Below are 21,830 nucleotides of genomic sequence, written 5' to 3'. Positions count from 1 at the left end.
GCCTAGGCAGCGAAACCATGGAGGCCACGTGCACGTCGATCTGGACACCCTCGCGACCGCACTGTACGTCAGGATCGACGACGAACTGAAGGCGTCCCCGCACCTCAACCGGTGGCGTCCAGCGGTCGGCATCACCGCCCGGATCACCGACGCCGAACTCATCACGGTGTCAGTGATGCAGGCACTACTCGGCTACCACAACGAGACCCGCTGGATCCGCTACGCCCGCAAATCCATCATCCACCTGTTCCCCCACCTGCCCAAACAGCCCGGCTACAACAAACGGCTGCGAGCGCTGACCACCCAACTGGCCCACTTCATCACGGTGCTCGCCACCGACACCGACCCGTGGCGGCACCCGATCCGGATCGCCGACTCCACACCCGTGCCCTGCGGCACATCCCGCGAGACGGTGCAGCGTTCCGACCTGGCCGGCTGGGCCGGCTACGGCTACTGCGCCTCCCACTCCCGGCTGTTCTGGGGACTACGCCTGCACCTGGTCACCACGGTCCACGGACTGCCGGTCGCGTTCGCCCTCACCAACGCCAAGACCGACGAACGTGAAGTCCTCATCGACCTGGTCACCCTGCAACCCGGCATGTTCCACCACCCCGACGGGGTGATCCTGGTCGTGGACAAGGGCTACCGCGACCGCGACACCGAAATCTGGCTCAACGACAACGATGTCACCGTCGTACGCCCCGCGTACCGCACCGAACCCGCACGACCCGGCCGGGGCCTGCTCCGCGCCGTCCGGCAGACCATCGAATCAGTCAACCAGACCTTCAAAAGCCAACTCGACCTCGAACAGCACGGCGGCCGGACCATCACCGGCGTCGCCGTCCGGGTCCTGCAACGCGTCCTCGCCCTGACCGCCGCGATCTGGCACAACTGGCACACCGGCCAACCGACCCTGCGCTCCCTGACCGCATTCGACCACTGACCCCTTGGAATCGATCATCTAGTTCGTCGGCGTGGGCGTCGGCGGGGTCGACGATGGTGGTGATCAGGGCGATCAACTCGCCGGTGCCGTCGCCGACGCGGTCGGGAATGTCGTACTCGACCACCCGGGCGAGGTGGACGACCGGCAGGCCCCGGTCGTCGAACGCGTCGGGAACGCTGTTGATGTCGGTCAGGTCAGCTCCGGCGCGGGCGGCCGCGAGCAGTCGTTCCCGTCGACCGCCACGGACGGTCGGTTTGATCAGGACGGTGAGATAGGTGCCGTCGGACAGGATCTTGACCACGGGCAGGTCGAGCTGGGTCGGGGCCCGCCACAGCAGCGCGGCGCCGGTCGCGGCGGCGGTGTCCCACGCCTGCCAGGAGTAGAACCCCCGGTCGGCGGTGAGTAGTTCGTCGGACCGTAGCCGTGGGTACAGCCGCTGCGCGAGGGTCTTCTCCCCTTCCGGGTAGGCGCCGATCTCGGCGGCGACGAAGGCGTGGGTGCCGCACTCCGCGAGGGCCACGACCCGGGCCTTCGGAAACGCGGAACGGTTCCCCCCTGACCCGGCGTAGCCGAACTCGGCCGCGTTGGCCGTGCTGTCGGGCACATCGACGGTGAACCCGTCGATCGCCAGCAGCCGCCACCGGCGTAGGAACGACCCCCGCGCGGTCCCCAACGCGCCCGCCGGCGCTGTCGGGCCCGCCTCGCCCGCGACCGGCCCGCACGTGCGCTCGAACAGCTCGGCGAACACCCGGCGGCCCAACCGTTTCCGCGCCTGGCTGATGGCACTCGAGGTCGGCACGCTCCACGCCGCGTCCCAGCACCCGAACCGGTCCAACGACCCGGTGACCCTGGTCGCGACCTCGGTGTAGTCATCGTCGGGGAACAACGCCAACCCCAACGTCAGGTAGGTGCTCACGTGCGCCGGCAGTTTCCCGTCCGACCGCTGCTCCCGCACCCCGCACACCTCGATCGCGGCGTCGACCTCCTCCCGCGACACCTGCGAGATCAGCACCCCGAGCGTCACCTGATCCGGCCGTACCACTGGACGGTCCACCACATCCACCGACATGACCCGTGATCAAAACAGTCAGCCGAGCCGTGGTCGTCCCGCCACGCCGCACCGCCCAGGAGTCCACATCAAACCCGCAGGTCAAACCCAAGATCAACTTAGGCTACGTGGCATTGACCGGAAGCTCGGCTTGTTGCAGGCTGATGAAGTCGTGACGGTGCGCCGGCTCACCGAGGGCGCACAGAGGGATCCTGTCCTCTTGCAGCGGTTACATGCCGCCAAGATCATCCCTGGCGCACGGGTGACGGCCACTTCGGACGACCATGGAGTGCTGATCACCCGCAGCCGCGTCACCATTCGGCTTACACGCAAGCTCGCCAGCCTGGTCTACGTATCTCCGACCTGACCAGGTCCACCCAAGCCACCCTCGACAACAGTCGATGTTCAGGTTAGACACCTAACACAGGCCTCGAGCCAGGTCGCGGCGTCGCGGGCGAATCCTCGGTCGGCCTGGGCTCCTGACGTCCGCCGGGTCGCAGCACGGTCAACCTGGCCCGGCTGTTCGCAGCGTGCGGTAGCCCACCCGATGGGAAGTGCATGCCACCAGCAGTTTCGGGCACCCAGCCGCCCGTCCCGATCTCGTCGGCGTAGGGCTCGGGCCCTCGAATCTTGCACTGGCGATTGCCGTCGCCAAGCACAACGCCACCGTCGCGCGACCTCTTGACACTCGGTTCCTTGAGCAACACCCTCGGTTCGGCTGGCATCGAGGCATGCTCCTCAACGATGCCACAATGCAGGTCTCCTTCCTCAAGGACCCGGACACGCGTAAGTAGTCCTACCCCTACCAGGCCATTACTCGTACACGTCTGGTTCAGCAAGGGCGAGGACATCGCGCTGATCGGCGCCGGCTTCGGCATCTCCCGGGCGACCTCCTACCGCTACCTGGCCGAGGGCATCGCGGTCCTCAACGCCCAGGCCGAGGATCTCCACACCGCCCTGCGTCGGGTCGCCGACGACGGCTGGTCCCACGTCATCCTCGACGGCAAACTGTTCGACTGCGACCGGCTCACCGAGACCACCCTGTCCGTCAAAGGCGAAACGAACGACGCCTGGTACTCCGGAAAGCACCGCGACTTCGGCGCGAACGTCCAATCGGTAACCCGCCCTGACGGACTGCCGATCTGACCTCGCCGGCGATGCCCGGACACCCGCACGACCTGACCTGCGCCCAGACCCTCGGCGTCACCGCCGCCCTGAACTGGGCCGCCGCCACCCTCGACCTGCCGACACTGGCCGACTCCGGCTACGAAAACGCAGGCCAGGGCATCAAGACCCCGGTCAAGCAGCCCACCGACGGCAGCCGGCTCGCCCCCGACAACCGCTTCTACAACCGGCTCCTGCGCGGCCTGCGCCGCCAGGGCGAACGCGGCTTCGCCATCCTCGTCGGACGGTGGAAGGCACTTCGTCACACCACCGCCAGCCCACGCAGAATCGGCGACATCGTCGCGGCAGCACTACACCTGACCCACTTCGAATACAAATACCTACCGGAAAGTCGGTGAGATCGCTTCAATGCGAGCACCTCGGCCAGCGATGCGGCGTCGCCGCGGGCCAGTAGTCCCAGCCCGCCGAACACCCGAATCATGAACAGATACAGTAGCCGCACCGCCATAGGATGATGATCACTGCAACGCTGGCGGACATGCCTCACTGCATGTGCGGTCCGGGTCATCTCCATGACCCGAGCCGATCTTCAACATGCCAGGTCACAGTCCAGAACGGAGTTTTGACACACTACAGACCTATTCCCACAGGCCAACCAGCATGGTACTAACCAGTTCATAACTTACTGGAGTCAAAAGAGTGTCAGGTATTGCGGCAAGCCCTGATCTGTGATCTCCTGATTTGGTGTCGAGGAAAGATGAAAAGCGGATTCCAAGGGCTGAGCTGGAACAGACTCGGCAGATCGCTTTGCGTATGGCCGAGAACGGAGCGAGCGTTGCGCAGATAGCGGCGGCGCTGGACTGTGGCCGGTCTACGGTGTTCGGATGGATTGCAGCTTACCGTGATCGCGGGCCCGAAGCCTTGGCCGTGAGATCGGGGACAGGTAGACCACCGAAACTCTCGGGAATTCAAGAAGCGCGACTGTATGCTCTTCTGAAGAAGAACCCGCAACAGCTGGAGTTTGACTTTGGGCTGTGGACCCGCAAGATCGTGGCCGACCTTATAGAGCGAGAATTCGGTGTGTCGCTATCCCTTCCCTCGGTTGGGCGGCTGCTACACCGAATGGGAATGTCTCCCCAGCGCCCGCTAGTGCGCGCCTACGAGCAGAACCCAGATCTAGTGCGCCGCTGGAAGGAGGAGACGTACCCCGCGATCAAGGAAGAAGCCGCAGCTCAGGACGCAGTGATCTACTGGGGAGACGAGTCCGGTGTACGAACTGACTACCATTCCGGAACCACTTGGGCTCCTGTCGGAAAAACCCCGGTCGTAATCGGCACTGGTAAGCGATTGTCAGTAAACATGATCTCAGCGATCAGCAGCAAGGGTGCGATCCACTTCTCTCTGTTCGGCGGCAGCATGACCGCAGCCAAGTTCATCGAGTTCCTAAAGCAGTTGTTGCACGACGTGTCCGGGAAGATTTTCCTCGTTGTCGATGGCTCCAGTGCCCATACGGCGAAAAAGGTGGCTACGTTCCTTGCCTCTGAGGAAGTGGGCAATCGACTGCGCCTCTTTATCCTTCCGCCGTACTCGCCGGAGCTCAACCCCGATGAGTGGGTGTGGAAGAACGTCAAGCATGACCAAATCGGAAAGAAGGTGGTGCGCAGCCTCGGCGAACTGATGGGCGCGGCGGAAAATGCTCTGCAGCGCCTCCAGGAAACCCCGCAGATCGTGCGCGCATTCTTCGCTGACCCGAGCCTACGCTACATCACCGAATAGGGTTTCTTGAGTCCGCTAACTTTTATTTCTCTTGGTAGCGTTGAGATCAACTTACCGACCCTGTCTATCAAATCGGGTCAAACAAAGGTCCATACCTCGCCCTGTTGTTGCCTCGTGTCAGCCCAGGTCCAGTACGGCGTCGAGCCCGACCGTCACTCCAGTGAGATTTGGGACGGCGCGTAGCGCGGTGAGCACTCCGGGCATGAGGGACTCGCGTGTTACGGAGTCGTATCGCAGCCTCAGAATTTCGCCGTCGACGCCGAACAGCACCTCTTGCGATGACATGAACCCACGGACTCGGACCGAGTGTACGGAGACTCCCTCGATCCGCCCGCCGCGCACGCCATGTGGGTCGAGGTAGGTGGCATCTGGTGATGGGGCGCAACCCGCTGCGGCGCGAGCGCGACCGATCAGTTCGGCCGTGTGCTGCGCCGTTCCCGATGGCGCGTCTACCTTGCCAGGATGATGTATCTCGATGATCTCGACAGACTCGAAGTACGGGGCGGCCTTTGTGGCGAACTTGGTCATCAGCACCGCACTGACCGAGAAGTTCGGAACGACGAACACGCTGACGTCACCATGGTCGACCAGCGCTGCGCGGATCTGCTCCACAGCCTGCTCGTCGAAGCCGGATGTCCCCACCACCACATGAATCCCTTGCTTGATGCACCATTGGACTTGCTCGTGGGCAACGTCCGGTGGCGAGAACACGAGCACGACATCAGCGTTGTGGGCGACGATGTCTTGCACGTCGTCATCAATGTCGATCTCGGCAACCACGGTCAAGTCGGAGCTGGCCTCAATTGCGCGGACCGACGCCACGCCCATCCGCCCGCGGGCCCCCAACACAGCAACTCGAGTCATATGGGTAGCCTAACCTATGTTGACTCCCGGCTCCAGTGCCCCGTGTTTCCTACCCGGTCCTGGCCATGCTGGACGGCCCGGAGTTCGTCGACGCCGCTCCGGCGCAGATCTACGCCGCCCCGCTAGATCAGGGTGTGTCCGTCGGATTGATCGCGACGATGTACCGCATCCTGCGCGAACACCGGCAGATCAAAGAGCGTCGCCGGCTGGCCCGGCACCCGGCCTGAGCTGGTCGCCGACGCCCTGCGGCAGGTGTACACGTGGGACATCACGAAACTCGCCGGCCCGGTCAAGGGCGTCTACTACGACGCCTACGTGATGATCGACGTCCACTCCGGTACATCGTCGGTGTGCGGGTCCATGCCCGCGAGTCCGGGCCCCTCGCAGCGTCGATGATGCCTGAGGTTTCCGGCGTGCACGGCTTGCACGCCGACCGGGGCACCTCGATGACCTCGAGATCGGTCGCTGGCCTGCTCGAGGACCTCACCGTGACCCGCTCGCACTCACGGCCGAAGGTGTGCCTCTTAACCGACTAATCGCTGCGTTTTCGCAGGTCAGGTGACGCGCCGAGACAGCTCGGGTCCTTGTCCGGGTTGTTCTTTGCCGACACATCTGTTCCTTATGGGTGGGATCGATGAGTCGTTGCGGCTCGTGCAGCGTGGCGATGGTTGGATGCTCGCTGGAGCGGCGTCGGCTGGCTGTGCGCTGGTCGATGAGTATCTGGCGTACCTGAGCGACCGCAACTACTCACCGAGGACGGTCCGGGCCTACGGCTTCGACCTGCTTGCCTTCTGCCGGTGGCTGGTGAGCGAGAACGTCGCGTTGGACGCGGTGACCACGGACGTGCTGCTGGGGTTTCTACGGGCGTGCCGTGAGGCGGGGATTCCCGGGCGGCCGGGCCCGAACGTGATCCGGCTGCGTGCAGGCCGTGCCGACAGGTACGCGGCGACGACCATCAACGGCAGGCTCGCGGCGATCTCGGGGCTGTTCCCGAACGTGATCCGGCTGCGTGCAGGCCGTGCCGACAGGTACGCGGCGACGACCATCAACGGCAGGCTCGCGGCGATCTCGGGGCTGTTCACGATGCGGTCGATGCGGGACCCGACGGCGGTCAGCCCGGTGCCGAAGGGGCGGGAGGCCCGCCGACTGGCTACGGGGGGGTGCCCTATGGGTTGTGTCAAGCAGCGAGGCGGGGTTCGTCCGCCGGTGTGGGCTGGTATGGCCGTTGGGTGCGGAGCATGGCGTGGAGGACGTCGACGCGGCGGCGGGCGAGGCAGATAAGGGCGGCGTTGTGCTTCTTGCCCTCAGCGCGTTTGCGGTCGTAGTAGGCGCGGCTGAGCGGGTCTGCCAGGGCGGCGAACGCGGACAGGAAGAACGCGCGTTTCAGCTGCTTGTTGCCGCCCTTGGGCGGGTGTTCACCACGGATGCTGGTGCCGGAGCGGCGGGTGACCGGGGCCAGACCGGCGTAGGCGGCCAGGTGGCCGGCGGTGGGGAACGAGCTGCCGTCGCCGACTTCGAGCAGAATGCGGGCCGCGGTCCTGACGCCGATGCCGGGCATCGAGGTCAGGACCGGGGCGAGAGGGTGCGCATCAAGCATCCCCTCGACCTGTTCGGCGACCTGGTCGCGTTGGCGCAGCAGGTCACGCAGGCTGTCGGCGAGTCGGGGAAGGACGGTTTCGGCGGCGGTGGTGCCGGGGACCACGACGGTCTGCGCGTCGAGCGCGGTGAAGATCTGTTCGACCAGGCGGGCACCCATGCGTGGCGCGCGGGCCTTGACGATCTCGGTGAGTTTCGCCCGGCCGGCCCTGCGTAGCCCGGTGGGTCCGCCGCACCGCGAGATGGCCTCCAGGACGGCGGGGTGCTGCAGTTTCGGTCCCAGAACACGTTCCAGGGGTGGGTGGATCTGGGTGAGCAGGCCCCGGATGCGGTTGCCCACGCGGGTGACCTCGCCGGCGAGGTCGTCGTCATAGCCGACCATCACCTCCAGCTCTGCCAGGGCCTCATCGCCGGTGTCGACCCGACGCAGGGTGTGAGGCAGGGTACGGGCGGCGTCGGCGATGACGTACGCGTCGCGGGCGTCGGTCTTCGCGGTGCCGGGGTGCAGGTCGGCCAGCCGGCGCATGACCAGACCGGGTAGGTAGGCCACCTGGTGGCCGCAGGCGCGGGCGACCGCGACGGGTAGCGCGCCGATTGAGGCGGGCTGGTCGACCACGGCCAGGATCCGGCCGTGCCGGCCCAGCTTGTCGAACAGTTTCCGCAGCCCGGCTTCGGTGTTGGGCAGGGTCGCGTCGTGCAGCCGTTTGCCGTCGCGGTTCAACGCGACCGCGTGGTGTCCTTCCTTGCCGACGTCGAGTCCGATGAAGACGCCGAACCCGTCGTGCACAGCTTGCCTCCTCACGGCGATGGCCTGGCTCGGCCGCCGGTCATAGCGTCGGACTGCCGGCATCCACGTTACGGAGAGACCTACCCCACGGACGGGGTGGCCGGGTCCCTATCAGCGGTCCGCCGACGCCACCCGGCTCGGCGACAACACCCCCCGGATCATGCGTACGACAGGGGCATTCAGTCATACCGAGCCGGGCGACCGAGCCGTCCCCGGCTGGGGACGATCAAAAAGGTAACGGGGGGAACGCAACGGGCTGCTGGCGCACACGGCGCGGCCTCCGAATAGCAGGTCGGCGTTGCGGCTACGCGAGCCTCGTCGGCTGCCACGGCCGTTGTCCCAGCCCCAGGCGGCTGACCTGTTGGCCAGAGCTCCCGAACCTGGCGAGACCGGGCGATCGCCGGCCTGATGCTGTACTGCGGCCTGCGTTCGTGCGAGGTCCTCGCCCTGACCGTCGCCGATGTCGACATCGGCGGAAGGTGGTTGCAGGTCGTGGGCAAGGGCAACCGGGAACGCCGGGTCCCACTCGATGGTGATGTGGCCTCGGTGATCCAGGTCTACCTGCTGGCCGAACGCCCGCAAACGAGTAGCGCCACCGTGTTCATCGTGGCGAAGGGCCCCAACCGTGGGCAGCCGTTGACGGCGGCCGGGCTGCGTACGATCCTCCGCTATCACCGTGGGTTGTCGGGGATCGGCGGCGGGCACCCGCACGCGTTGCGGCACACGTTCGGCACCGCGCTCGCCGAGGCCGGAGTCGATCTGGCGGTCATGGAAGCCCTGCTCGGGCACACCCACGTGGACAGCAGCGCCCGTTACATTCATCTCGCGCCGGCGCATGTCAAGGCCGAGTTCGACGCTGCCCGGGAGCGTATCCGTGCCCAGTCATGACCTTCACTCGTCCTACTTGGACTATCTGGCCCGGACCGGTCGCGGGAACACCGCGTACTGGACGGCGGCGCGATCGTTCTTCACCCGGTGGCCTGACCCGGCCGCGTGGGCGGCCGAGCCGTTGCCGGTGCGGTTGTCCGCCAACGGTTCGACCCGACCCTTGATCACGTTCCTGATCCTGCACGGCGGTCTGCGACCCGGCTACGACTACCTGCTGGAGCGCAAGTTCTCCAGCATCTGGCGAGAAGTGCAGGGCTGCCAGGTCGGCGCCGACCTGGCGCAGTTCCTCAGCACCGCGGCGCAGCTGGGCTTCGCCGAACGGGTCCGGCTCGCCACCGCTTCGCAGGTACCCGCCCGGCTCCTGATCCAGACCAGCCGGCCGCTGAACCGCCTCACCGACCGGGACATCGACGCCTTCACCTACGCCTGGGTCTGTAAGAACAACGGCCCTGGCTTACATCCGGTGGTGACTTTCGGTAGCTGCCCCGAGGGGAGCCTGCGCGAGCCGTCAACGCTGGAATCTCAGGGCTGGGCGTTGTCATGCGAAAACCACAACTCAGCTCGCTACCCCATACGCCCCAATTGCACTTATTGACAGGCGTAGCCGCTCGACCCACAAGACCACTACTCACTGTTACCGCCAGACGTGAGCCAGGGCCGAAAACTTGACAGACCCATCACTGGCAGTGGCCCAGAACACACGAACACACAACTTAGGTTAGGCTAAGCTCATGGCTGCGGGCTGAGCGGCGGGCCAAGGACCGGCTGCGGCGCGCGCGGATAGTGCCGCCGCTCCGCCTGACCACAGTCGATGCCGGCCGTTCGGGTTGCGGTGGCAATTCACCTGGGTTGGCGAGGCAGCTTGGTTGCCGAAGGAATGCGGCTGTCGGTGGGGAGGTGGACATGCGCGATCCGGAGGTTGTTGTGGTGGGCGGAGGAAACGCCGGTTACTGCGCGGCTCACGCGGCGGCCGAGCGTGGGCGACGCGTAGTGCTGCTGGAGAAGGCGCCGTGGGCGCAGGCCGGTGGGAACAGCTATTACACCCTAGGTTCGACCCGGATGGTGCACGACGGGCTCGGCGACCTGCTCGAGGTCCTCGATCCTGATGAGCGTCACGCGCGTACTGAGGTCCCGCCGTACTCGGCGGCCGAGTTCCTGGCCGATCTGGAGCGAGTCACCGGAGGGCGGGGCGACAAGGAACTTGCCGAGGCTGTCGTCGAAGGCTCGCGTGACGCTGTCCGCTGGCTGCATGCATTGGGACTGCGATTCCAGCTGATGTACGAGCGGCAAGCTCACGAGCATCCCGACGGGACCTTCGTGTTCTGGGGTGGTTCGCACGTGTGCAACCTCGACGGCGGGCCTGGGCTGATGTCGGTCCATGAGCGCGTCGCATCACGCCTCGGGGTCGAGGTGCACTACAGCTGCCCGGTCACAGGGCTGATGACTGATGGCGGTTCGGTCGTTGGCGTTCGGATAGGCGATCAGGAGCTTCCAGCGGAGTCGGTGGTGATCGCTAGCGGCGGTTTCGAGGCGAATGCGCAATGGCGTCAGCGCTACCTGGGAGACGGCTGGCAGCACGCGAAGGTGCGTGGCACGCCGTACAACACCGGTGACCTGATCCGCGCGGCTCTTGAGATAGGTGCAGATCGTGGAGGCGACTGGTCGACTTGCCATAGCGTTCCGTGGGACGCGTCATTTCCCGAGAACGAGAGCAATCGCGCCTTGACGAACCGACTCAGCCGGTATGGCTATCCGCTCGGCATCGTTGTCAACCGCCAGGGTCAACGGTTCTTCGACGAAGGCGCGGACTTTCGCAACTATACGTACGCGAAGTACGGCAAGGTGATCCTCGAACAGCCGGGTTCGGTAGCTTTTCAGGTATTCGATGCGAAGTCGCGCCCGATGTTGGCGGCGTACGAGTACGAGATGCCCGGGATCATCCCGGTTGTCGCCAACAGTGTTGAAGAGCTTGCAGCGGTCATGGATGTCGATGTCGACGGATTCGTGCAGACGATTCGGGAGTTTAACTCATCTATCGATACCAGCCGTCCGCTCGATCCGACGATCAAGGATGGCCGCAGCGCAGCGGTGGAGCCAGTCAAGAGCAATTGGGCATCGGCGGTCGAGGTTCCACCGTACTACGCGTATCCGGTGACTTGTGGAATCAGTTTCACCTTCGGTGGTCTTCGCGGTGACGTTGATGGCCGGGTGCTTGATCGGTCGGGTGAGCCCATCCCCGGACTCTTCGCATGCGGTGAAGCGCTTGGAGGGCTCTTCAGCGCGAACTACCCGACAGGTTCTGGCCTGACTGCGGGAATGGTGATCGGGCGACGTGCCGGCTCGCTCGCCTGAGCCGCTGCCCAGGCGCGAGCACACTTGCGGTCGGAAGCCGCCGTGCGGCCGCATGCCTCGGGACGACCTGAGTTGGGAGTGTCAAGTTAACGGCTGATCTTGGTTGTTGAAGTGGTCAGAGGTTGGCCGGGGTGAGCCGGCCCTCGAAGGCGATCTGGAACGCGTTGAGAGGTGCCTTCCACCGGATGGTCCACCGGCGGCGGCCGTTGCCGGTCGGGTCCAGACTCATCAACGCCATGTACACGCACTTGAGCGCGGCCTGCTCGTTGGGGAAGTGCCCGCGGGCGCGGACCGCTTTGCGGATCCGGGCGTTGACGGACTCGATCGCGTTCGTCGAGCAGATGACCTTGCGGATCTCCACGTCGAACGCGAGGAACGGCACGAACTCGGCCCAGGCGTTCTCCCACAGCTTCACGATCGCCGGGTACTTCCGCCCCCAGGCCTCGGCGAACTCCAGGAACCGCTCCGTCGCCGCGTCCTCCGTCGGCGCGGTGTAGACCGGCTTGAGCGCTCGGGCGATCTTCTCCCAGTCCTGCCGCGCCGCGTAGCGGAACGAGTTGCGCAGCAGGTGGATCACGCACGTCTGCACGATGGTGGCCGGCCACACCGCCTCGACCGCCTCCGGTAGGCCCTTGAGCCCGTCGCAGACGAGCATCAGCACATCGGCCACGCCCCGGTTCTTCAGCTCGGTGAGCACGTGCAGCCAGTGCTTCGCGCCCTCACCGCCGTCACCGGCCCACAGGCCGAGGATGTCCCGGTGGCCGTCGACGGTGACCGCCATCGCCAGGTAGATGGGCCGGTTCGCGACCTTCCCGTCCCGGATCTTCACATTGATGGCATCGATGAACACGACCGGGTAGACCGGGTCGAGTGGCCTGTTCTGCCACTCGGTCATCCCGTCGATGACCTTGTCCGTGATCGTCGAGATCGTCTGCTTCGACACCTCGGCGCCGTACACCTCGGCCAGGTGCGCGGCGATCTCCCCGTGCGTCAGCCCCCGGGCCGACAACGACAGCACGAGCTCGTCCACCCCGGACAGCCTGCGCTGGCGCTTACGCACGATCTGCGGCTCGAACGTCCCCGCGACATCCCGGGGGACCCGTACCTCGACCGGGCCGACGTCGGTCAGCACGGTCTTCGTCCGGGTGCCGTTACGGGAGTTCCCGGTGCCCTTGCCGGCCGGGTCGTGCTTGTCGTAGCCGACGTGGTCGGTGATCTCGCCCTCCAGGGCGGACTCCAGGACCCGCTTGGTCAGCTGCTGCAGCAGACCGCCCTCACCGGTGAGCTTCAGCCCGTCACCGCGTGCCCGGTCCACCAGCAGCGCGATCAACTGCTCATCCGTGGCCGTACCCACCGACCCGCCTGCGGGCTCCTGCTCGATGGTGGTCTCGGTCGTCATCTGGCGCATCTCCCTTGATCAGCAGATCCGCCGTTAGTTGTACACACCCCCATCACGCACTGGGACACCAAGCCCGAATCCTGCGGGAGGAGGACGTCTCCATTCGTCATTTCCAAGGCCATGTCGTAGTTCCTACGCCTTGACGCCCTGCCTCAACACCTAACTGAACGGCGTTGGGGCTAGTACTCCAGCCGGGGATGTTGACCTTGGCTGAGCTGCGGGTCTGGTGCGGTGTGGGAACGGGTGCAGCCACCGTCGATCATGGGCGGTTGTGTGGACTGACCATGACGCGGCGGTGGCTGCGGGATACAGGGTAGACGCCCGCCTGTGGCAGGTGTTGTTCGACGACCTGATGATGATGATCGGGCACCGTTTCCGCAGGCCGGAGCCGCGCCGCCGGGTACGTGACTTCGTCCGGGGCCTGCTGGCACCGTTACCGCGCAAGAACTGCTGGACGATCGCGGAGCATGCCGGCGACGCCTCACCGGACGGGATGCAGGACCTGCTGACCCGGGTGCGCTGGGACGACGCCGCAGTCCGCGCCGATGTCCGCGCCTTCGTCGGCCACCACCTCGCCGACACCGAGGCGGTACTGGTCATCGACGAGACAGGTGACCTGAAGAAGGGGCGACACACCGTCGGCGTGCAGCGGCAGTACTCCGGCACCGCCGGGAAGATCGAGAACTGCCAGGTCGCCGTGCACCTCGTCTACGCCACCGACGCCGTCCACGCGATGCTCGACACCGCGCTCTACCTGCCCAGATCCTGGTGCGACGGCACCGACCGCCGAGCCGAGGCCGGCGTCCCGCAGCAGGTGCGGTTCGCGACCACACCAACACTGGCGTCCCGGATGATCACCACGGCGGTCACCGCTCCCGGATGACGTCGTCCAGGTCCTTGCGGCGGGTTGATCTGTACGTCCTCACCGACACCTTGTCCTTGATCGCCTGAACGGCTTTCCGGGACGGTGTCGTGTAGACGTAGTACTTCTGCGTTCCTCGTTTCCGCAGCCTGCGGACATTAAAGCCGAGGAACACGAAGCCCTCGTCGAGATGCACCACCCGGGTCTTGTCCGGGGCCAGCCGTAACCCGATGCCCGCGATCACGGCGGACACCTCCTCGTGCAGCGTTTCGGCATGGTGGCGGTCACCGAACACCATGAGCACCAGGTCGTCCGCGTATCGGACAAGTTTCCAGTTGCCCTTGCCTTGCCGCCTGCGGTCGGCTCGCTGCCGGAAGCTGCCCATCTGCCGCTGCCACTGCTGGTCGAAGTACTCGTCCAGACTCGACAGGGCAATGTTGGCCAGCAGCGGGGACAACACGCCCCCAACGCAATGGGTAACTTCTGTTTCGATGTGACGCTGGGTTATCGAAGGTTGGAGTTTCCTCGGCGTATCCAAAGTGGTGGATGACTCGTTGGGTAGTACGTGGATGTCGCTTCCGGTGGTCGTCGTGTGGGTGGTGGTGAGTTCGCCGGGCGGGTGAACGCTGCTGTCGAGCTTGTCGAGGCCGGGGTTTCGGTCACGGAGGTGGCTCGGTTGCTGGCCGTGCGGTTCGGGGTGTCGGTGCGTCAGGGGCGCCGGTATGCCGATCGTGGCGCGGTGGCGGGCCGGGTGGCGGTGCCGGAGACGAGTGTGGTGTTCACGGTGAAGCTGCCGGTGTCGGTGGCCGCTGGGACTCGGTCCCACGCGGCGCGGTCCGGGGTCACGATCTCCGCGGTGGTCGCCTCGGCGTTGACCGACCTCAATCCGTCAGAGGGTGTTGATCCCTGGTAGTCCGGTTCGGCTGACCGTTTTGTCCACTCGGGGTGGGGGTCGGTTCGCCGCGTGTCGCTGCGGGTGCGCCGGTCCTCCTGGTGCCGGTGGCGTCTTTCTGCTGGTAGGGGCCGGTGTTGGGGGTCAGGTGGGTGGGGGTATCAGGCTGAGGCGTTGCCAGCAGAGGGTGAACGCTTCGGCCCAGGGCCAGGTGTCGGGGATGGACAGGATCGTGCGGCGGGCGTGGGTGGCGAGTTTCGCGGGGAGGTGCAGGATTCGGTAGCGCAGGGTGTCGGGTTCGGCGTGGGCGAGGTCGGCCTGGTCGTGTAGGCCGAGGAGCCGGGTCCAGGTGTCGAGGTCGGCGGCGATGTTCGCGGCGAGGACCCAGCCCTGGTTGACGGTCCAGTCCTTGGAGGGCAGGTTCCGTAGGCCCATGGCCTTGTTGGTGCGGACGCGGTCCTCGACGCCGGCGTGGGCGCGGTGGAGGGCGTCGAGCCATTGTGGCTGGTGCGAGCCGGCTACCCGTCCGAGGCGACCGATGTTGGTGGCGACGATCGCGTATCGCCAGCCGGTGGATCGTTCCAGGGCGGTGAGGTTCTTCGCGTGCCGGGCCGACGCTCTGGTGCGTCGCACGATCAGCCGTAGCCCGGTGTTCCAGTTGTCGAGGCGTTGGTTGAGGCCGGTCAGCTCGGCGGTGTGTGCCTGTCCGGTGGTGGCGGTGCCGTCCTGGCCGAGGCTGTCGGTCCACGCGGTCTCGGGTAGCCGGGCGATGGCGGTCTCGTCGGCGGCGGTGATGGTCCAGCCGACGGTGAAGCGCACGTTGCGTCGTGTCCGGTTCAGCCGCTCCAGGTGTGTCATGAGGTCGTGGGTGGCGCCGGCGCCGTCGACGCGGATCAGGATCTTCCGCCGGTAGGACGCCGGTAGTTGGGCGATCGCGTCGTCGAGTACCCGAAACACCGGTAGGCCGTTGGCGAGGTTTCCGCTGTGTGCGGCGCCTTTTCCAACGGCCCCCGGTCCGAACCACGCGGGCACCTTTCAGCGCACGTAGCTCTCCAGCGGCTGTTCCGTGAGTGTCGCGGTTGGCTGTCCCGCATGGATGGCCTTGTGGCAGTCCGCGCAGACCACGAGGGTCTTGCGGCGTTTCCGGGCCATGAGTTGCGCCCACGCGGGCTGTGGTCGCCCCGGCTTGTCGAGGTCGGCGAGCTTGCGGACCTGGTGGGTTTCCACCGGGCCGCGTCGCTCGCACCACTCGCACTGTCCCGCCGTGAGCCGGATGACCAGCTCTTTACGACGGGTGGTGATCGGGGCTGGTAGGCGGTCGTTGATGGCCGCCTTCTTCTGCCGTTTCAGGGGGATACCACCGAACCTGGCGACCAGTGGTTTCCTGCCCGGCCGTGCCACGATGGCCTGGAAGCAGGTGCGCGGCCCGTGCGGTGTGACGATTTTGGCCTTGTACTTGCGGGCCATCTTCATCACCGTCGAGCGATGCTTCGCAGCCAGGGTCTTGAGCATCGACGTTTCGGCGACCCACCGAAGCCGTTTCAGCTTCGACACGTCGCCGGCGAGCAGGTAGTACTGAACCACGCCCCGGTACTCGGCGTCGTAGGTGCTGATGATGGCGTGGTCGTCCCAGCTCATCAACTCCTTGCGGCGCTCGGGTTGACCGCGTTCGAGGTAGGGGGCGATCTTGGCGGTGATCACCGTCCGGGGAACCCGCAGCCAGATGCTGCCGTTGACGCTGGGGCGGCACTGACTGTGTTGGACGGTGACCTCGTAGCCGAGGTATTGCGCAGCCTGGGTGCGGGCATGCGTGATCAAGGTCTTGTCCTGGCTCAGGTCCAGTTTGAGGTCGTCATGCAGGAACTGGGCCAGGCGTTGTTTGATCTGCTCGGCTTCGGCCTTGGGTCCGATGAACCCGAGGAGGTGGTCGTCTGCGTAACGGGAATATCGTAGCCGCCGGTATTCGGGATCATGAGTGTCCCATCCGGACATGCCACGTCGTTCCACACGCAGCCGGCGTGCCGCTATCCGATCGCCGCGCCGGTAAGCGCGTTTGATAGCGGCCGATATCCTGTGGTAGGCAGGGTTGGGTGTTCTGCCAGCCCTTCGGGTGTACTGCGGGATGAGCACTGTCTCGACGAATCTGTCCAACCGATCCAAATAGATGTTGGAAAGGATCGGTGATGCCACACCACCCTGCGGGGCGCCGCTGAGTGTTGCGTGATACTCCCAGTCCTCCAAGTACCCGGCTTGTAGCATCTGTTTGATGAGCCGGAGGAGCCGGTTATCGTGGATGTTTTCCGCCAGGATCGACAGCATGACCTCATGGTCAAGACTTCCGAAACAGTCGGCGATATCTCCCTCGATGAACCAGGTCGTCCCAGTCCAGGTGGTTGCCACTTCGTTTAGTGCGGTGTGGCAGCCACGGTTGGGACGGAAACCGTGTGAGCGATCGGAGAATCGCGGCTCGTAATACGCCTCCAACAGAAGGCGGACGACTTCGCCGACGAGTTTATCCGACCATGACGGTAGACCCAGGGGTCTCCGTTTTCCATTCTTTTTGGGAATGTAGACGCGTCGTGCTGGCTGGAATCGGTAGCGTTCGTGGCGCATCGCATCAATGATGCGGTCGATCTTGGCCAAAGACATCGCGTCGGCGGTTTCTCCGCAGGCCCCAGGCGTCATCGCTCCGTCGTTGGAGTAGATTCGGCCGTAGGCCAGTAGGTACAGGCTCGGGTTGAACAGTTGTCGGTACAGTTCGTTGCACGGCAGGCCACGCCTTCCGCGTTCACGTAGGACATTCAGCACCATTTCGGCGTTCTGCATTACGCATACCTCACGGTCGTTGAGTATCCAGCCACCTGGCCCCCTTCGCCCTGTGGACGGCCTTCCCGTCCTCCCTGGTCGGGCGTGACTCCGACGACTAATACGGGGCCTCTGTCACCATAGGGTTCGCACCCGACAGGTGATCCCACGTTCGTCCCTGTCATACGTAATAGCGCGTTTTAGGTTCCCCACTCATTCCCTTGATCTCCCTCGCTGGGAGCCGTTCCACGCTCCGAAGGTTGCGCCGACCACCACATCATGTCGACGCAGAGCGTGACGCCGGTTGCAGACGCCTTTCCGGCGGGAGTCAGCCGCTTCACCTACCGGGAATTGGGGTTCAGGCAATCCAGCTTTAACCATGACGCGCGGGTCCCTCGTCGCCTCGTTTCATGCGTCTGAACACGAGCGGTGATTTCCTGGCATGCTACGGTTCCCTTCACTTTTCAGATCCAGGTGAGCCATTGGACCCAAGAATTTCCCTTCGAATTCTTCCCAACTGTGCTGGGGATATGACAGAGCGCCTCGTGGCGCAGTGTGGTCGCTGACCGTGTTCGATCCGGCGTTGCCGGGGCGCAGCAGCATGGCCAGACTTTCCGCGGTGTTGGCGCACCACGCCCCGAGGGGGTGGTGTCCGTAGCCCTTCTTGAAGGTGGCGGCCGCGCCCTGCTTGTCACTGTGCGCGGTGATCAACGTGGCGTCCATGTCGATGACCACCCACCCGGTCAACGGTTTCCCGGCCACGGTCAGCCACGGAAATCCCTGCGGCCGGCGGGCGAGGAGGTCCCATACCCGGGCGCGGACCTTCGCCCGCGCGGTGGCGATCCGGCGTAACGCTGTCTCGTCCAGCCCGGCCAGAGCGCGGCGGACGGTCGATTCCGACGGCGGATCCGCGAACACCAGGGCCTGATGCGCCAACAGCCCGATATCGGACATGCTCGTCGCGCCGAGCACGATCGCGGTCGCCAGACAGACCAGCACCGTGCCCCGGTCCCACCACCCCGGCCCGCTCCCGCGCGGCAGGACCTTGTTCAACGCCGAGGTCAGACCGGTCCGGTCCGCGCACTGCCGCAGCAACACCGCGCCCGCGTGCCCGACCAGACCCTTGCCGCCCACGGCCACCCGCAACCGTGTGGCCCATCCCGTACTCTTACTCACCGGAAAGGTGCACCCGTTTCTGCTATGGATATGACTTCGACACTCACATCCTTGCAGGCCAGGTGCATCTTTCCCTTACCGGCCTCGATGACCTAATTCTCCCACTGACTGGGGGAGGCCGAGTTCCTTCAACGGGGTCGCAGTCAGCGTCCGCGCTGGTGAGCGACCGGGTGGTCGAGACGGAGTTCGTCTTCGACCGCCACGGCGCGGCGGATGTGTCGGCCGCCTATCAGGTTCTTGTCCCCCAACGGCGGGCCCGGCTTGGTCGCGACGCCGAGATACGGAGTTTCCTTGATGACGAGCGCGGCGATCTACGCCCGGGTGTCCTCGGCCCGGCAGAAGCAGGACGACACGATCGTGTCGCAGACCGCGGCGGTGCGCGCGCACGCCGAGCGGAATCGGCTTGAGGTGCCCGCCGAGTGGGTGTTCGAAGACGAGGGACACTCCGGCGCGACCCTGGTCCGTCCGGCCCTGGAGCGGCTGCGGGACCTGGTCGCCGGCGTCGGGGTGGATGTGATCCTGTGCTATTCGCCGGACCGGCTGGCCCGCAAGTTCGCCTACCAGGCACTGCTGATCGAGGAGTTCTCCCGGGCCGGGACCCGGGTCGAGTTCGTCAACGGTCCTCGCGGGGACAGCCCCGAGGACGCCCTGCTGGTGCAGTTCCAGGGCATGTTCGCCGAGTACGAGAAGGCGCAGATCCTCGAACGCAGCCGCCGCGGGAAGCAGCACCGGGCCAAGGCCGGATCTGTCAACGTCCTGGGCGGCGCCCCGTTCGGCTACCGCTACGTCAAGAAGAGCGACCATGCCGGCGCCGCCTACGCCATCGTCGAGGGCGAGGCGGTGCTGGTCGCCGAGTTGTTCCGCCGCTACGCCGACGACGGCGCCTCCATCGCCGACCTGACCCGGTGGCTCACCGAACAGGGCGTGCCCACACGCACGGGCAAGACCCGCTGGGACCGCTCGGTCGTCTGGGCCATGCTCCGCAACCCCGCATACGCAGGCCAGGCGGTCTTCGGCAAAACCATGACGATCAACGAATCCCCAGGTCTGAACCGCAGAGCCCGGCTTGAGGGCCGGGCCACACCACGCGCGGTCAAGGTCGTCGACCGGCCCCTCGCCGAGCAGATCACCATCGCCGTCCCGGCGATAATCGACGAGCAGACCTTCGAACGGGTCGCCGGGCGGCTGGTCGACAACAAGCGCTTCGCCGCCCGCAACACCAAGATCCCATCCCTGCTGCAGGGCCTGGCAGCCTGTTCAGGCTGCGGATACGCCTACTACCGGACCAACACCACCACGACCGCGAAGAAGAAGATCTTCTACTATCGATGCCTCGGATCGGATGACTACCGCTACGAAGGCGGCCGGGTCTGCGCCAACAAACCGGTCCGCGCCGACTACCTAGACCAGGTCGTCTGGGACCACATCGGCGCCCTGCTCACCGACCCGACCATGATCCGCGGCGAGATCGACCGCCGCCTAGAGCAGGCCCGAACCTCCGACCCGGTCACCCACCAGCGCAAACGCCTCGAGGCCGCCCTCGCGAAAGCCACGGCGGCGATCACCCGCATGATCGAGGCATTCCAGGAACAACTCGTCACCATCGACGAGTTGCGCGCCCGAATGCCCGACCTCCGAGCCCGCGAAACCGGCCTACGCGTCCAGATCGACGCCCTCAACGCCCAGGCCGCCGACCGCGACGCCTACCTCAAACTCGCCGACAACCTCGAAGGCTTCCTCACCCAGCTCCGCAACCGGGCCAACACTGCCGAAGTCGAAGAACGCCAACACGTCCTGAGACTGCTCGTCAAGGACGTCCTCGTCGGACCCGAGAAGATCACCATCCGACACCGCATCCCCACCCCCACACCAGGCTCCACCAGCCAAGCAGACCACGACCAACCCGCAACACAGGGTGACCAAACCCGAAGTTACCCATTGCGTTGGGGGCGTGAGGATCCCGCCCTGCGGCGTTCCCGTGAGCGTCTCTTCTCGGTCGCCGTTCTCCGTCAGGACTCCGGCTTTCAGGAACGCCTTCACCCACACGCACACCCGCTTGTCCTTGATCCGGTCCCGGAGCCGGGTCATCAGCGCCGTATGGTCGATCTCGTCGAAACAACGCTGGATGTCCGACTCGAAGACCCAGTGGTATCCACTGGTTCCGAGGTGGTGGATCTCGGCGATCGCGTCCTGTGCGCGCCGGTTGGGACGGAACCCGTACGAGCACGGTTTGAAGTCCGCCTCGTAGATGGGTTCGAGCACCGCTTTCAGGGCTCTTCGAAGTTGAGCGGGGTTCGCGGTTGACGGCGCCCCTGGCGTAGAGGGCTCGCAGCCCTTCGGTGATCATCTGAGTGTCTAGATCGGATGGTCACAAGCGGAGAGCTGCGAGCATGGTCAACGATACGACCCGGCTGCTGGGCCTGGACGGCCTGGTGGTGGATCGGGTCAGGTTGGACCCCGACGGTGTCCCGGTGGTTGCTCTGTCTACCGCCGATGAGCAGGCACAATGCTGCCCGGACTGCGGTGTGCGGGCCCGGCGGGTCAAGGACTGGGTGACGACCCGGCCGAGGGACCTTCCCGTGGCGGGCCGGGCGACGCGGCTACGGTGGCGTAAACGCCGCTGGCATTGCGACCACGGCGGATGTCGGCGCCGGACGTTCACCGAGCAGGTGGCGCAGGTCCCAGCCCGGCATCGGGTGACCGCCCGGTTGCGGCAGGCCGCCGGGGCGGCGGTCGCCGACGGCGCCCGCACGGTCGTACAGTCCGCCCGTGACCATGACCTGTCCTGGCCGGTGGTCGCGGCGGCGTTCACCGCCCACGCGGGCGTGGTGCTGCCCGACGAACCGGAACCGGTGGAGGTCCTCGGGATCGACGAGACCCGCCGGGGCCGGCCGAAGTGGGTCTTCGACCAGGTCAGCCAGGCGTGGCAGAGCAGTGTGGACCGGTGGCACGTCGGGATGTGTGACCTGTCCGGCGGTCAGGGACTACTGGGCCAGGTCGAGGGCCGCACCGCCCAGGTGGTCATCGACTGGCTCGGCCACCGCAGCCAGACGTGGCGCGATCAGGTCCGGTACGTCGCGATCGACATGTGCACGATCTTCAAGTCCGCGGTCCGTGAGGCGCTGCCGCACGCGATCCTCGTCGTCGATCACTTCCACGTCGTGCAACTCGCCCACCAGGCCCTCAACGAGGTCCGCCGCCGGGTCACCGTGCAGGTCCGGGGCCGCCGGGGCCGCGCCGGTGACCGCGAATGGGACCTGCGTAACCGGCTGACCCGCTCCGCGAAGCGGATGCGCGCGGAACGCGTCGACAAGCTC

The 21,830-nt window shown here is 65.8% G+C and carries 20 protein-coding genes and 5 pseudogenes; 14 read left to right on the top strand and 11 right to left on the bottom strand.

Going from position 1 to position 21,830, the window contains the following annotated elements; translation table 11 throughout:
* Positions 1-28 precede the first annotated feature (28 nt).
* A complete protein-coding gene (locus EDC02_RS07925; RefSeq protein ID WP_123601185.1) occupies positions 29-943 on the top strand; it encodes an IS982 family transposase in 915 nt (304 codons plus the stop codon).
* Here EDC02_RS07925 and EDC02_RS07920 read toward each other — a convergent pair.
* Complete coding sequence (locus tag EDC02_RS07920) at positions 828-1,997, bottom strand: IS4 family transposase (protein ID WP_158632086.1); 1,170 nt, start codon at positions 1,995-1,997, stop codon at positions 828-830. The genes EDC02_RS07925 and EDC02_RS07920 overlap by 116 nt on opposite strands.
* A 13-nt stretch (positions 1,998-2,010) precedes the next feature.
* Here EDC02_RS07920 and EDC02_RS07915 point away from each other — a divergent pair, with 13 nt between their 5' ends.
* From EDC02_RS07915 to EDC02_RS07900, 5 genes and pseudogenes are all read left to right on the top strand, one after another.
* The gene (locus tag EDC02_RS07915) at positions 2,011-2,358 is read left to right on the top strand and encodes a ferrous iron transport protein A (RefSeq protein WP_123601383.1); all 348 of its coding nucleotides are present in this window, start codon (positions 2,011-2,013) and stop codon (positions 2,356-2,358) included.
* A 187-nt stretch (positions 2,359-2,545) separates the two neighbouring features.
* A pseudogene (locus EDC02_RS07910) lies at positions 2,546-2,767 on the top strand (SidA/IucD/PvdA family monooxygenase); the annotation flags it as partial.
* The gene (locus EDC02_RS40765; protein ID WP_199757539.1) at positions 2,736-3,137 is read left to right on the top strand and encodes a hypothetical protein; all 402 of its coding nucleotides are present in this window, start codon (positions 2,736-2,738) and stop codon (positions 3,135-3,137) included. The pseudogene EDC02_RS07910 and the gene EDC02_RS40765, both read left to right, overlap by 32 nt.
* 11 nt (positions 3,138-3,148) lie before the next feature.
* On the top strand, positions 3,149-3,514 hold the full coding sequence (locus EDC02_RS40760) for a transposase family protein (RefSeq protein WP_199757538.1): 366 nt from the start codon (positions 3,149-3,151) through the stop codon (positions 3,512-3,514).
* A 346-nt stretch (positions 3,515-3,860) separates the two neighbouring features.
* A complete protein-coding gene (locus EDC02_RS07900) occupies positions 3,861-4,892 on the top strand; it encodes an IS630 family transposase (protein WP_148083366.1) in 1,032 nt (343 codons plus the stop codon).
* A 117-nt stretch (positions 4,893-5,009) separates the two neighbouring features.
* On the opposite strand, the gene dapB is transcribed toward EDC02_RS07900, so the two are convergent.
* On the bottom strand, positions 5,010-5,756 hold the full coding sequence (gene dapB / locus EDC02_RS07895; protein ID WP_123601380.1) for a 4-hydroxy-tetrahydrodipicolinate reductase: 747 nt from the start codon (positions 5,754-5,756) through the stop codon (positions 5,010-5,012).
* 26 nt (positions 5,757-5,782) lie between these two features.
* Here dapB and EDC02_RS41410 point away from each other — a divergent pair.
* Together EDC02_RS41410 and EDC02_RS07885 are read left to right on the top strand one after the other, a co-directional pair.
* Positions 5,783-6,274 (top strand): annotated as a pseudogene (locus EDC02_RS41410) (DDE-type integrase/transposase/recombinase); the annotation flags it as partial.
* 103 nt (positions 6,275-6,377) lie between these two features.
* Positions 6,378-7,037, top strand: coding sequence for a site-specific integrase (locus EDC02_RS07885; RefSeq protein WP_123601378.1), 660 nt, complete (start codon positions 6,378-6,380; stop codon positions 7,035-7,037).
* On the opposite strand, the gene EDC02_RS07880 is transcribed toward EDC02_RS07885, so the two are convergent.
* Positions 6,934-8,154, bottom strand: coding sequence for an IS110 family transposase (locus tag EDC02_RS07880; RefSeq protein WP_370461431.1), 1,221 nt, complete (start codon positions 8,152-8,154; stop codon positions 6,934-6,936). The genes EDC02_RS07885 and EDC02_RS07880 overlap by 104 nt on opposite strands.
* Before the next feature lie 393 nt (positions 8,155-8,547).
* Between EDC02_RS07880 and EDC02_RS07875 the strand changes: the two genes are divergently transcribed.
* Positions 8,548-9,027: a tyrosine-type recombinase/integrase gene (locus tag EDC02_RS07875; protein ID WP_199757537.1), complete on the top strand. Its 480-nt coding sequence runs from the start codon at positions 8,548-8,550 to the stop codon at positions 9,025-9,027.
* 21 nt (positions 9,028-9,048) lie between these two features.
* Here EDC02_RS07875 and EDC02_RS40095 read toward each other — a convergent pair whose 3' ends face one another.
* Positions 9,049-9,195: a hypothetical protein gene (locus tag EDC02_RS40095; RefSeq protein WP_158632091.1), complete on the bottom strand. Its 147-nt coding sequence runs from the start codon at positions 9,193-9,195 to the stop codon at positions 9,049-9,051.
* Here EDC02_RS40095 and EDC02_RS07870 point away from each other — a divergent pair.
* Both EDC02_RS07870 and tcuA read left to right on the top strand, forming a co-directional pair.
* The gene (locus tag EDC02_RS07870; RefSeq protein ID WP_148083365.1) at positions 9,188-9,622 is read left to right on the top strand and encodes a hypothetical protein; all 435 of its coding nucleotides are present in this window, start codon (positions 9,188-9,190) and stop codon (positions 9,620-9,622) included. The genes EDC02_RS40095 and EDC02_RS07870 overlap by 8 nt on opposite strands.
* A gap of 308 nt (positions 9,623-9,930) precedes the next feature.
* Positions 9,931-11,379: an FAD-dependent tricarballylate dehydrogenase TcuA gene (gene tcuA / locus EDC02_RS07865; protein ID WP_123604600.1), complete on the top strand. Its 1,449-nt coding sequence runs from the start codon at positions 9,931-9,933 to the stop codon at positions 11,377-11,379.
* Positions 11,380-11,494: 115 nt separating this feature from the next.
* Here tcuA and EDC02_RS07860 read toward each other — a convergent pair whose 3' ends face one another.
* Entirely contained in the window at positions 11,495-12,778 is a 1,284-nt protein-coding gene (locus EDC02_RS07860) for an IS256 family transposase (RefSeq protein ID WP_123604599.1), read from the bottom strand.
* A gap of 352 nt (positions 12,779-13,130) precedes the next feature.
* Here EDC02_RS07860 and EDC02_RS07855 point away from each other — a divergent pair.
* A pseudogene (locus tag EDC02_RS07855) lies at positions 13,131-13,652 on the top strand (IS701 family transposase); the annotation flags it as partial.
* On the opposite strand, the gene EDC02_RS40090 reads toward EDC02_RS07855, so the two are convergent.
* From EDC02_RS40090 to EDC02_RS07830, 5 genes are all read right to left on the bottom strand, one after another.
* Positions 13,645-14,178: a reverse transcriptase domain-containing protein gene (locus EDC02_RS40090; protein WP_255500013.1), complete on the bottom strand. Its 534-nt coding sequence runs from the start codon at positions 14,176-14,178 to the stop codon at positions 13,645-13,647. The pseudogene EDC02_RS07855 and the gene EDC02_RS40090 sit on opposite strands and share 8 nt — an antisense overlap.
* A gap of 170 nt (positions 14,179-14,348) precedes the next feature.
* Positions 14,349-14,525, bottom strand: a complete 177-nt coding sequence (locus EDC02_RS40085; protein WP_158632089.1) for a hypothetical protein — start codon at positions 14,523-14,525, stop codon at positions 14,349-14,351.
* A 151-nt stretch (positions 14,526-14,676) separates the two neighbouring features.
* Complete coding sequence (locus EDC02_RS07840; RefSeq protein WP_233605787.1) at positions 14,677-15,489, bottom strand: transposase; 813 nt, start codon at positions 15,487-15,489, stop codon at positions 14,677-14,679.
* 78 nt (positions 15,490-15,567) lie between these two features.
* On the bottom strand, positions 15,568-17,358 hold the full coding sequence (locus EDC02_RS07835) for a reverse transcriptase/maturase family protein (RefSeq protein WP_233605788.1): 1,791 nt from the start codon (positions 17,356-17,358) through the stop codon (positions 15,568-15,570).
* Positions 17,359-17,745: 387 nt separating this feature from the next.
* Complete coding sequence (locus EDC02_RS07830; RefSeq protein WP_233606310.1) at positions 17,746-18,477, bottom strand: transposase; 732 nt, start codon at positions 18,475-18,477, stop codon at positions 17,746-17,748.
* A gap of 249 nt (positions 18,478-18,726) precedes the next feature.
* On the opposite strand from EDC02_RS07830, the pseudogene EDC02_RS41405 reads away from it, so the two are divergent.
* Positions 18,727-19,929: pseudogene (locus EDC02_RS41405) on the top strand (recombinase family protein); the annotation flags it as partial.
* Between the two features lie 237 nt (positions 19,930-20,166).
* Here the strand turns inward: EDC02_RS41405 and EDC02_RS41400 are convergent.
* Positions 20,167-20,775, bottom strand: coding sequence for a reverse transcriptase domain-containing protein (locus EDC02_RS41400; RefSeq protein WP_233606355.1), 609 nt, complete (start codon positions 20,773-20,775; stop codon positions 20,167-20,169).
* 128 nt (positions 20,776-20,903) lie between these two features.
* Here EDC02_RS41400 and EDC02_RS07820 point away from each other — a divergent pair.
* Positions 20,904-21,767 (top strand): annotated as a pseudogene (locus EDC02_RS07820) (ISL3 family transposase); the annotation flags it as partial.
* Positions 21,768-21,830 lie beyond the last annotated feature (63 nt).

It is taken from the genome of Micromonospora sp. Llam0, assembly GCF_003751085.1.
In the GTDB taxonomy this organism is placed as follows: domain Bacteria; phylum Actinomycetota; class Actinomycetes; order Mycobacteriales; family Micromonosporaceae; genus Micromonospora_E.
Note: the sequence above shows the minus strand (reverse complement) of the source record. Positions and strands in the feature narration are given on the sequence as shown.